This window comes from Rhizobium alarense, assembly GCF_021555155.1.
Classification (GTDB): Bacteria; Pseudomonadota; Alphaproteobacteria; order Rhizobiales; family Rhizobiaceae; genus Rhizobium_D; species Rhizobium_D alarense.
Genome location: NZ_JAKGBU010000026.1, coordinates 1 through 9,899, shown reverse-complemented (window position 1 = coordinate 9,899; position 9,899 = coordinate 1). Strand labels below are relative to the sequence as shown.

General features: G+C 64.6%; 13 protein-coding genes. 4 read left to right on the top strand and 9 right to left on the bottom strand.

Annotated features, from left to right (window positions below; genetic code table 11):
* The coding region (locus tag LXM94_RS10320) for a FecR family protein (protein ID WP_235771153.1) at positions 1–951 on the bottom strand (951 nt) is incomplete at its 3' end.
* Between LXM94_RS10320 and LXM94_RS10315 the strand changes: the two genes are divergently transcribed.
* On the top strand, positions 950–1,327 hold the full coding sequence (locus LXM94_RS10315) for a hypothetical protein (RefSeq protein WP_235771151.1): 378 nt from the start codon (positions 950–952) through the stop codon (positions 1,325–1,327). The two genes, LXM94_RS10320 and LXM94_RS10315, sit on opposite strands and share 2 nt — an antisense overlap.
* A 327-nt stretch (positions 1,328–1,654) precedes the next feature.
* Here the strand turns inward: LXM94_RS10315 and cpdR1 are convergent, their stop codons facing one another.
* Complete coding sequence (cpdR1, locus tag LXM94_RS10310; RefSeq protein ID WP_235771149.1) at positions 1,655–2,017, bottom strand: response regulator CpdR1; 363 nt, start codon at positions 2,015–2,017, stop codon at positions 1,655–1,657.
* A gap of 189 nt (positions 2,018–2,206) precedes the next feature.
* Between cpdR1 and LXM94_RS10305 the strand changes: the two genes are divergently transcribed.
* Complete coding sequence (locus LXM94_RS10305) at positions 2,207–3,097, top strand: N-formylglutamate amidohydrolase (RefSeq protein WP_235771148.1); 891 nt, start codon at positions 2,207–2,209, stop codon at positions 3,095–3,097.
* Between the two features lie 313 nt (positions 3,098–3,410).
* On the top strand, positions 3,411–4,187 hold the full coding sequence (hisN, locus tag LXM94_RS10300; protein ID WP_235771147.1) for a histidinol-phosphatase: 777 nt from the start codon (positions 3,411–3,413) through the stop codon (positions 4,185–4,187).
* A 14-nt stretch (positions 4,188–4,201) separates the two neighbouring features.
* Here hisN and LXM94_RS10295 read toward each other — a convergent pair whose 3' ends face one another.
* Positions 4,202–5,164, bottom strand: coding sequence for an alpha/beta fold hydrolase (locus LXM94_RS10295; RefSeq protein ID WP_235771146.1), 963 nt, complete (start codon positions 5,162–5,164; stop codon positions 4,202–4,204).
* Between the two features lie 58 nt (positions 5,165–5,222).
* Positions 5,223–5,393 carry a hypothetical protein gene (locus tag LXM94_RS10290; protein ID WP_235771145.1) on the bottom strand — a complete coding sequence of 57 codons (171 nt, stop codon included), beginning with the start codon at positions 5,391–5,393 and terminating at the stop codon, positions 5,223–5,225.
* A gap of 215 nt (positions 5,394–5,608) precedes the next feature.
* Between LXM94_RS10290 and LXM94_RS10285 the strand changes: the two genes are divergently transcribed.
* Positions 5,609–6,070, top strand: a complete 462-nt coding sequence (locus LXM94_RS10285) for an Hsp20 family protein (RefSeq protein WP_235771144.1) — start codon at positions 5,609–5,611, stop codon at positions 6,068–6,070.
* A gap of 50 nt (positions 6,071–6,120) precedes the next feature.
* On the opposite strand, the gene LXM94_RS10280 is transcribed toward LXM94_RS10285, so the two are convergent.
* From LXM94_RS10280 to LXM94_RS10260, 5 genes are all read right to left on the bottom strand, one after another.
* Positions 6,121–6,699, bottom strand: a complete 579-nt coding sequence (locus LXM94_RS10280) for a DoxX family protein (protein WP_235771143.1) — start codon at positions 6,697–6,699, stop codon at positions 6,121–6,123.
* A 28-nt stretch (positions 6,700–6,727) separates the two neighbouring features.
* Positions 6,728–7,471 (bottom strand): HvfC/BufC N-terminal domain-containing protein, encoded by a 744-nt coding sequence (locus LXM94_RS10275; RefSeq protein ID WP_235771142.1) that lies wholly within the window; start codon positions 7,469–7,471, stop codon positions 6,728–6,730.
* A gap of 16 nt (positions 7,472–7,487) precedes the next feature.
* Positions 7,488–8,387 (bottom strand): MNIO family bufferin maturase, encoded by a 900-nt coding sequence (gene bufB, locus LXM94_RS10270; protein WP_235771141.1) that lies wholly within the window; start codon positions 8,385–8,387, stop codon positions 7,488–7,490.
* A 71-nt stretch (positions 8,388–8,458) separates the two neighbouring features.
* Positions 8,459–8,758, bottom strand: coding sequence for a BufA1 family periplasmic bufferin-type metallophore (locus LXM94_RS10265; protein ID WP_235771140.1), 300 nt, complete (start codon positions 8,756–8,758; stop codon positions 8,459–8,461).
* A gap of 207 nt (positions 8,759–8,965) precedes the next feature.
* Positions 8,966–9,899, bottom strand: a 934-nt coding sequence (locus LXM94_RS10260; protein ID WP_235771139.1) for a threonine aldolase family protein, incomplete at its 5' end; no start/stop codon positions are given.

The window sequence follows — 9,899 nt, the reverse complement described above, 5'->3', positions numbered from 1 at the left end:
GGCGGCGACGCTGCGGCGGTCCGGATCGAGGGCAGGTATTGCACGGGCCAGCAGTTCGGCCGATTCGACATAGCGCCGCTCCGCGCCGGCGATCAGGCCCTCGACCATGTCGGCCCGGGCCCGGTCCCTGCGCGACAGCGGCAGGGCGCGCGCGGCGGCAATCGCGGCCTTCGCCTCCTGCCGCGTCTCGAGCGACAGTTTCGTTTCGGCAAGCGTCAGCCATTCGTCGGCACTGCGATGCTGCGGCGCCTTGGCGTCGATCGCGTCGATCGACCGGCGCATGCGGCGCACGTCGAGGGGCGAAGCCGGCATGTAGATGAAGGCGTCGCGCAGCGAGAGATAGAAGAGCATCTGCTCGCGGTCGTCCGAATTGACATAGATGATCTTCTGCGGCGCCTGGCCGATGCGGGCGACGGCGGCCTCTCCCGTGCGGACCGTGACGCTGCCCTGGGCGTTCGACAGCTCCACCGAGCCGTCGAGCACGACGAGCGACGTACGGTCGCCGTCGACGCTGAGCGACCAGTCGGTGCCGCGGATCGCCGCGGCGGCCGCGGGCGTGTCGACCGTCAGGCCCTGGCCGCTGCGCTGGGCGCGCGCCCAGATGGTGCCGGTGTCGAGCCCCAGAACGGTGTCGCCTGCCGCAGCCATCTGCTTGACGACCATCGCGGAATTGCGGCCCAGGCGAACCTGCGTGTGATCCGCAAAGAGGATGGCGAGCTGGCCAACCGCGTTGGTGCGCAGGCTGTCGCCGGTCAGGAGGCTTTGGCTGAGATCGACGAAACGCCAGGACGACACATCGAAGAAGCGGACCTCTTCGCCGGCCTTGCGCGCAATGACCGTTCCCGCCGCGGGCTCCGCGCGCGGCACGGGCTCGGCATGGACAACGCCTGCGGCCGCCCCGGCGAGGAGCGGCACGCATGCGGCGAAGGAGAGGGCAAGGCGGCGCGTCATGCTGACAGCACTGGCGAGCGGCGTGAAAATGTCAAGCAACACGGCAATCCAAACGTTGCTTTCCGTCAAAAGTGTACTGTCAGAGGGACACTTTGCTCAATTGGTGTTTTTGCATGCCCGTCGCCGCATCTGGTTTAGCGTCAGAAAAATTGCGGAATTGAGGGTTGCCAACACAAGTCTGGATGAGCCGTTTGGATCATATTCAGATGGCGGCGATGTCTTTTATGGTCGGAGAAAGTCATCCGACAAGAAGGAATCCTCTATATTGACGATCATGCTGGCATTTCTCGTAACGCCGCGCGGAAATCACGGAATTCGCCGCTGCGTGCCCCATAGATCTCCTGATCGCGCGAGAAGTCATCTCGGCGTTGCTTGAGATATCCACGGTTGTCGCCATCCTGCCGGGGCGTTCCGCGGTATCCCGTCGTTTTTCCGGGGTGCCCGACCGTTGCGCCCGCGGCCGTCGGCGATGCCGTGCAAAGCGGATATTGGCCTGCGCTATGCGCGGTATCTCGCGAATATGGATGTGCCTGCCTCGATCGCCGGCCGGAGATACCGCTTCGTTGCCGTCGCCTTTCGCGGCTGTGCTTTTTGCCGCTATCGCCTATGCCGCACTTCGGATGACACGGCCACATGGTGGCGGCGCGAAGGAGTTGACCCCCGCGCCGTCGGCCGAAAGATCGATGACGGGGATCGAAGCGGCTCAGGCCGCGAGCATCTTGTTGACCTCGTCGACGAGGTCGCGGAGGTGGAAGGGCTTGGAGAGGACCTTGGCGTCCTTCGGAGCCTTGGAGTCCGGGTTGAGCGCCACGGCGGCAAAGCCTGTGATGAACATGACCTTCAGGTCGGGGTCGAGCTCCGTCGCGCGCCGCGCCAGCTCGATACCGTCCATTTCCGGCATGACGATGTCGGTCAGGAGCAGGGAGAACGGCTCTTCGCGGAGCCGGTCATAGGCGCTGGCGCCATTGTCGTAGGACATGACCTTGTAGCCGGCCTTTTCGAGCGCTTTCACGAGAAAGCGGCGCATGTCGTTGTCGTCTTCTGCAAGGAGGATTTTCGAGGTCATGTAAGCTGGAGCCGTTGCTGCAATGGTTTTGCCTTTTGGGCGGTTCCGATACGAAAACGCATCCCGGTAAATATCCGGTGAATGCGGCCTTACAAGTCTGCGTCGCGCCGCCTCGCGACTATGGACAGGGACCCGGGGCGCTGGCAACATAGGCGAAGCATGGACTTTTCACTAGACCAAAGGACCGAGATGACCACGGGAGACAGCGAGGCGGACCTCTTCGAGGTGATCGAGCCCCTGTCCCAGCGCGTCCCGGTCGTTTTCAACTCTCCCCATAGCGGCAGGCGTTATCCACAGGGTTTTGTCGCACAGTCGCGGCTCGACCCGCTTTCGCTGCGCCGCTCCGAGGACCATTTCGTCGACGAACTGTTCTCGGCGGCCATCGATCTCGGTGCGCCGATGCTCGTTGCCCACTTTCCGCGCGCCTTTCTCGACGTCAACCGCGAACCTTATGAACTCGATCCCCGCATGTTCGAGGGTCCGTTGCCCCCCTATGCGAATATCAGCTCGATGCGGGTCGCCGGCGGGCTCGGCACAGTGCCGCGCGTCGTCGCCGAAAACATGGAGATCTACCAGCGCCGGCTGCCTGTGGCGGAGGCGCTGAACCGGGTCGAGAACATCTACAAGCCCTACCACGCCTGCCTGCGGCGCCTGGTCGTGCGCACCCATGTCGCCTTCGGCTTCGCCGTGCTGCTCGACTGCCATTCCATGCCCGGCAACATCCGTGTGTCGGGCACAGGCGACCGGCCGGATTTCATCATCGGTGACCGCTACGGCACCAGCGCTTCGGCCGATATGACGCGGGCGCTCGTCCGGCTTATCGAGGATCTCGGCTTCGTCGTCGTGCGCAACAAGCCCTATGCCGGCGGCTTCATCACCGAGCACTACGGCCGTCCGGCAAAGGGGCTGCATGCCCTGCAGATCGAGGTGAACCGGTCGCTCTATGTGAACGAGGCAACGCTCGCGAAGCGCCCGGAATTCGAGGCGGTCCGCGCGGCGATCTCCACCGCCCTCGGCAAGTTCGCCGATCACGTGGCGGCGCTCGCCGTCGAATCAGGCGGCGCCCTGGCTGCGGAATAGGATTTCCCTGAGACTGCGGTGGCCGCAAAGGCCGCGATGCGGGCAAAAAAAACCGCGCTTGTGGCGCGGCTAAGTCTAGGGAGGAAACACCCAAGGAGGGTATTTACAGCCACGAGTGACTGTAAGGAAAACGTTAATGTTGCGGCGCACAAATGTCAAGCGCAGCCGCGGAAAAATATTGCCGAGCGTCAAATAATTTTCTTGAGAGTGGAGTATGGCGCGCGATTCGCGCGAGGGCTGCACAACAATCGTCGTTTCCTTTGGCGTCGCAATGGATTAAGGAAGCGCAGCAACGCCCTGCCGAGAGATACCAATGCTTCCCGACCGTGCCTTCTTCAATCGCCTGGCCGACGCGGCCAAGGCCGAGACGCTGCCGCGATTCCGTGTCGGCGGCGCCGTCGTCAACAAGGAGGAATCGGGTTTCGACCCGGTGACCGAGGGCGACCGGGCGGCGGAGATGGTGATCCGCGATCTGATCGAGGCGCACTTCCCCGACCACGGCATTCTTGGTGAAGAACACGGGTCCTTCGGACTCGACCGCGAATTCGTCTGGGTGATCGATCCGATCGACGGCACGCGCGCCTTCATTTCCGGCGTTCCCGTCTGGGGAACCCTGATCGGGCTCTATCGCAACGGCAAGGCGGTCATGGGACTGATCGATCAACCCTTCACCGGCGAGCGCTATTTTGCCGATGGAAGCCAGTCGCATTACAGGGGGCCGGATGGGGAGCGGGTGCTCTCGACCCGGCCCTGCGCGTCGCTGGCGGATGCGATCCTTTTTACCACGTCGCCGCACCTCTTCCTCAACAGCCGCAAGAGCCGCTTCGAGGCGGTTCAGGACAAGGTCCGTCTCTTCCGCTACGGTTGCGACTGTTATGCCTATGCGCTTCTCGCCGCCGGCCATGTCGACCTGGTCGTCGAATGCGAGCTGAAGGCCTATGATGTCGGAGGGCTGATTCCGGTCATCGAGCAGGCGGGCGGCATCATCACCGACTGGAGCGGCGGTCCGGCCGAAATGGGCGGTGAGATCGTCGCGGCCGGTAGCCGCGAGGTTCACGAACAGGCACTGGAACTGCTGCGCCAGCGCTGAAGGCCGTGCGCTCCTCAGGCGGCGAAGTCCGGTGCAGTCGCGTCGCTGCCCGGAATGAAGGCCGATAGGGCTGCCATGGCCTGCGCCCGGTAGACGTCCGCCTCCTGGAACAGCTCGTGCCGCGCATTGTCGATTTCGATCAGCCGTGCGGCCCGGAAGCGGCGCGCGAGGCGCGCAAGGGCTGCGCGCGGCACCAGGGCATCCCGCGTAGCGCAGAGCATGACGGTCGGGATGCGGATTCGCGTCAGATGGCTCTGCTCGCCGACCCGGTTGATGGCGCCGAGCACCTCGTTCAGCCAGCGCGCCGTCGGCGGCCCCACCGCCAGTTCCGGGTGTTCGCTGCAGATCGCCGCGTTGCGCGCGAAGCGGCGTTCGTCGGACGTATAGATGTTGCCCGCGAAGGGGATGGCGCCCCGTGGTTTCTGAAAGGTCCGTCCGCCGAGGCCGAGCGCGGTCGCGATCCGGGCGAAGACCTCGATCTTGCCCTGACTGAAGCGCTGACCGGCAAGTGCGACGAACGGGGCGGCGAGGACCATGCGCTCGATGCGGTTTTCCAGGTAGGGCGCCTGGGCGAGCGCCACGAGTGCGCCCATCGAATGGGCGACGAGGAAGAAGGGCAGCCGACCATCCGGCAGCACGATCGTCTCCAGGAAGATGCCGAGATCCTCGCCATAGTCCGAAAAACGCTCGACATGCCCCTTCGCGGGGTCGTCGAGCAGGCGGGAGGAGCCGCCCTGGCCGCGCCAGTCGAAGGTGGCCACCCACAGGCCCTGCGCCGTCAATTCGCCGATCGTCTCGTAATATTTCTCGATGGATTCGTTGCGCCCCTGCAGGAGGACCACTGTGCCCATGGCGATGCTGCCTTCGCCGCGGAACATGGCGTAGCGGATGCGCGCTCCGTCCTTGCCGTCGAAGAAGCCCGCAACAGGCTTTCCCGGCAGCGGATTGTCGGGTGTCTCGAAAAGGATGGAATCCATATCGGCGGGAATCTCGCGAAGCATCTCTGAAAGGGATAGGCGGCAAGACGCCCGATCGTCAAAGAAAAAAGGCCGGCTGCGCAGCACAACGGGGGACGTTCATGCGCAGGCCGGCCATAATTTGGCTGAAGCGGAAGGGACGTTGCACCTCAGCCATCAAAAGCATCACGCTTTCGATGATGAGATTATGCTCTTCCCTGTCTGAACGACTGCCGAAAACGCTGTTCATGCGTCGTTCAGGTAGGAAGGTTCGAATTTTTCACGACGACCTTGAACGGACAAATGTCGCTCACCATCTCAATCCCGCGGACGCCGAAAGGGTCTGCTCACCGGTCGTCCGCCGCCAGAATGGGGTCGACGGCCGCAGAAACCGGGGTCGCGTCATCCTGAAAACGGGCGCGGACCTCACGAGACAGCACATCGTCGCTCAACAGGAGGACATCCATGCGTCACTTTGATTTCTCTCCCCTTTATCGTTCCACCGTCGGATTCGACCGGCTGTTCACCATGCTGGACACCCTCGGCCAGCCCGACCAGACCCAGAGCTATCCGCCCTACAATATCGAGCGCACCGGCGAGAATGCCTATCGCATCACGATGGCCGTGGCCGGCTTCGCTGAAAGCGAGCTTTCGATCGAGGCACGCGAGCACACGCTGACCGTCAAGGGCGAGAAGGCCGAGGAGACGGCGGAAGACGGACGGTTCCTCTATCGCGGCATTGCCAAGCGCGCCTTCGAGCGCCGCTTCCAGCTCGCCGATCACGTGGAAATCCGCGGTGCGCAACTGAAGAACGGCCTGCTGCATATCGATCTCGTGCGCGAGATTCCGGAGGCGATGAAGCCCCGCCGCATCGAAATCGCTTCCACGGCTGCGCAGCCGAAGCAGATCGAAGCCCACACAAGCTGATCGTCTCGGCAGCCGTTTGACATGGGGCGGCGTCCATGCGCCGCCCCATGTCATTTTGGGGGGCAGATGTGGAACCGACGGCCGAGCAGGTGGTCCAGCGACAGCGATCCTCCGCCGTTCAGCGCGAGATAGATGAGGGGGAAGATCCACAGCAGCCGCTGGTCGGCGATCAGACTGTCGGGAAAGCGATCGAACAGGGCGCCGATCGTCGCAGCGTCCACCGCGTGCACGGTTATGTCGACCAGCGTCTGCACCGCGATGAAGCCGATCATGCCGACGGCCGCCAGCCGCGTGGCGAGCCCGGCGACGATCAGGATCGGCAGCAGGAACTCGCTGTAGGTTCCGAGGACGACGATCAGCCCCCACGGAAGAAACGGTACGGCGGAGGGATCGCCGCCCGCGGCGTCGACGGCCGGGAGCGCGATCTGGTAATAGGCGCCGGGAGCGACCGTGAAGAAGCCGAGGAGCCCGTCGCCGACCTTGGTCAGCGCGGAATTCAGATAGTACAGATAGAGCACAGCCAGGAACACGAACCGGGCGAAGAGCGGCAGGAACCAGCCGCGCGTCATTCGATCGACCAGATCAAACAGGCCGTCGTGAAACGCGATTGCGCGCGCGAGGAGCTTCATTCGTCATATCCTTCCGATGGTTGCCGGATCATGAGCCGATGGCTGCGAAGGCGCCGGCGACGAGTGCGGTCGTCAGCGTGCCCGCGATGTCGAGATCCGGCTGGCGCTTGAGGCCTTCCGCCGACGCCTCGCCCAGCGTCTCGCCCTGGAGGAGCGCAGCCAGTATCGCATGGCCGCCGCAGGAAAGACGGTTGAGCTCGACCGCGACGGTCCTCCGCGTCACGAGTCCCCATTCGGCCGGCCGGGGATCGAGCCCGGCAAGGCTCACGCCGGCGCGGTCGCGCATGACAATGGAGACCGCCGCAGTCCTGCAGGCGACGATGCGGACGGCCGGATGCTGCATGAAGGTGAGCCGCGTCGGGTCTGCATTGCCCGCGGACAGCTGCGCAGCGTCGAGCGGCTCTGCGTCGCCTGCATGCCAGCTGTCGAGCCAGAGCCTTTCGATGCGCGCGACGTCGGGCAGATAGGTCAGCCGCGCGAACGGTGCGAATGTCTCGAGAAAGGCGGGGAAGCTCTCGCCGTAGCGGAAGAGCAGCGGCGAGCGCGGCGGTGATTCGCGGACGAACGCCTCGGCGACGGCGCGGAAGGCGCTGTCGCCGACGAGGCGGCGGACCGTCGGGAAGATTTCGCCGAGCGCCGCCACCAGACCGACCACCACATTGTTGCGGTAGACGGCAAACCGCCTGTTCGCCGCCCCGCCGCGTGGTGCGGTCACTCCGGCGGGCACGGCGCGGTCCGGGTCGAGCAGGGCCGCGGAAAAGCGGTCCTGCAATGCCTCACTCTCGTCCCTAGCCCGCATGGCGGCTGCCCATCAGGTAAGATGTGCGGTGCCTGTCGAGGATACCGTCCGCGAGCCTCGCTTCCCGGCGCAGGATCGGCCAGTCCGGCACGTCGTTGTCCCATTCGATGAGCGTCGGCAGCGGGCCGGTCTGGCTGATGACCATGTCGTAAAGCGCCCAGACCGGGTCGGCGACCGGGCGGTCATGCGCATCGATGAGCAGGGGCGCGCCTTCGTCGTCGCTGTCCTCGGCGTGGCCGGCAAGGTGGATCTCCTGGACGAGTTCCAGCGGGAAGTCCCGCAGATAGCCGATAGCGCGAAAGCCCTGGTTTGCCGCCGAGACGAAGACGTTGTTGACGTCGAGCAGCAGGCCGCAGCCGCTGCGGCGCGCGACCTCTCGGATGAAGTCGGTTTCGCTCATGTCCGACCCTTCGAAGGCGACATAGGTCGACGGGTTCTCCAGCAGGATCTGCCGGCCGAGCGCATTCTGTACCGTTTCGATATGCTCGGCGACGCGCCGGAGCGTGGCGGCGTCGTAGGGGACGGGCAGGAGATCGTTGAAATAGGTGTTGTCGTGGGTGGACCAGGCGAGGTGCTCGGAGACCATGCCGGGCTCATAGCGCGAAACGACATGCGCCAGGCGCGCGAGGTGTTCCGGGTCGATACCACTCTCGGAGCCGATCGACAGGCCGACGCCGTGGACGGAGAGCGGCAGCTCCGACCGCATGCGGGCCAGGATCCGGTGCGGGACGCCGCCATCGCCCATGTAGTTCTCGGCATGGACTTCGATGAAGCCGATCCGGTCCGGTTCCGCGAGAATGGCTTCGGCATGTTCGGGCTTGAAACCTGCTCCCGCCCTGTCCGGCAGGGGTGTATGGCCGAAAGAGGGCCGCGCGTTCGTGTCGTTCATTATGGAGCTACCTCCTGCTCAACGGACTGGCATGCGCCGCAAGGCGGCGCATGCACGGAGTGGCCTGCCGGTCAGCTCGGCATGTCGCGGTCGAGGGCCTCGAGCGAACCCTTGCGACCGTCGGGAAGTTCCATCGACATGCAGGTGCCCTCCTCGACATGCTTCCAGGCGTTGCCCTGATAGTCGACCTTCGAGGTGCCGGCGCAGGTGGTGCCGGGACCTGCGGCGCAATCGTTCTTGCCGGCGAGCGCCACGCCGAAGCATTTCTCCTGGGCGGCCTGCGCCGGGCCGGCGAGCAGAGCGGCGCCGGATACGGCTGCAGCGATCGCAGCGGCGAGCGCTGCTGCGCTGACGATAGACTTGTCTGCCATGAATAATCTCCTCAATATTACTTCTGATCTGCGCCTTGGGGCGCCCCGGTCCGTGTGTTCCGGGTGAGGAGACATTCGCCTTTCAAATATTCAATTGAAAATCAAGCGCGCGTGATCTCGGTAAAACGCGAGTGATTGCAGCGTTACGCCTTCTCGTCCAATTATAACACGCGGCTCACGTCGCCGGCACCGCCAATGCGGTCCGGTTCACAGCTTCGCGAGGAACTGCTCGACCTCGGCATCCGTGGTCGCGAAGCTGGTCACGAGGCGGATCAGTCTCTCGTCGGTCCGCATGGTCCGCCGCGTGGCGTCGGGGGCATGCCAGTCGTAAAAGGCCGCGCCCTCCGCCTGCAGCTTCGCCATCACGTCATTGCGCATGATCAGGAAGATCTCGTTCGATCCCGTCTCCCATGCCAGACGGGCGCTGGAAGACGCCGTGATGCCGTCCGCGAGGCGGCGGGCCATCCCGTTGGCGTGGCGTGCGAGTGTCAGCCAGAGGTCGTCGTGGAAATAGGCGTCGAACTGGGCGGCGATGAAACGCGACTTGGAAAAGAGTTGCGCCGAACGCTTGCGCAGAAAGTGCATGTCGGGGGCGCGCGCCGGATCGAACAGGATCAGTGCTTCCGCGCACCAGCAGCCGTTCTTCGTACCGCCGAAGGAGAGGAGGTCGACACCCCGCTTCCAGGTCATTTCGGCGGGCGTCGTTTCCAGCGTCATCAACGCATTGGCGAAGCGGGCGCCGTCCATGTGCAGCGGAAGTTTCGCCTGATGGGTCACCTCGGCGATCGCAGCGATCTCGTCGAGCCCATAGACGGTGCCGGACTCGGTCGCCTGTGTCAGCGTGACGGCCATCGGCTGGCCGCCGTGGACGAAGTTCGGCGGAAAGCGCGCGATCGCCGCCGCGACGGCATCGGCGGTCATCTTTCCCTGCTCGCCCGCGACCGGCACCAGCTTGGACCCGCTCGCGAAGAACTCCGGCGCGTTGCATTCGTCGACATTCACATGCGCTTCCGGATGGCAGAAGATCTGGCCGCCGGGGCGGTTGCAACCCGCAAGAGCGAGTGCATTGGCGGCGGTTCCGGTTGCGACGAAGAACACGGCGACGTCCCGCTCGAAGATTTCCGAGAAGCGTCGTTCGACC

Bases quoted from the DNA above. Each gene is read 5' to 3' on its own strand.
- LXM94_RS10265 (WP_235771140.1), bottom strand. From the start codon at position 8,758: ATGGCAGACAAGTCTATCGTCAGCGCAGCAGCGCTCGCCGCTGCGATC.
- LXM94_RS10290 (WP_235771145.1), bottom strand. From the start codon at position 5,393: ATGAACAGCGTTTTCGGCAGTCGTTCAGACAGGGAAGAGCATAATCTC.
- bufB (WP_235771141.1), bottom strand. From the start codon at position 8,387: ATGAACGACACGAACGCGCGGCCCTCTTTCGGCCATACACCCCTGCCG.
- hisN (WP_235771147.1), top strand. From the start codon at position 3,411: ATGCTTCCCGACCGTGCCTTCTTCAATCGCCTGGCCGACGCGGCCAAG.
- LXM94_RS10280 (WP_235771143.1), bottom strand. From the start codon at position 6,699: ATGAAGCTCCTCGCGCGCGCAATCGCGTTTCACGACGGCCTGTTTGAT.
- cpdR1 (WP_235771149.1), bottom strand. From the start codon at position 2,017: ATGACCTCGAAAATCCTCCTTGCAGAAGACGACAACGACATGCGCCGC.
- LXM94_RS10295 (WP_235771146.1), bottom strand. From the start codon at position 5,164: ATGGATTCCATCCTTTTCGAGACACCCGACAATCCGCTGCCGGGAAAG.
- LXM94_RS10315 (WP_235771151.1), top strand. From the start codon at position 950: ATGCTGACAGCACTGGCGAGCGGCGTGAAAATGTCAAGCAACACGGCA.
- LXM94_RS10285 (WP_235771144.1), top strand. From the start codon at position 5,609: ATGCGTCACTTTGATTTCTCTCCCCTTTATCGTTCCACCGTCGGATTC.
- LXM94_RS10305 (WP_235771148.1), top strand. From the start codon at position 2,207: ATGACCACGGGAGACAGCGAGGCGGACCTCTTCGAGGTGATCGAGCCC.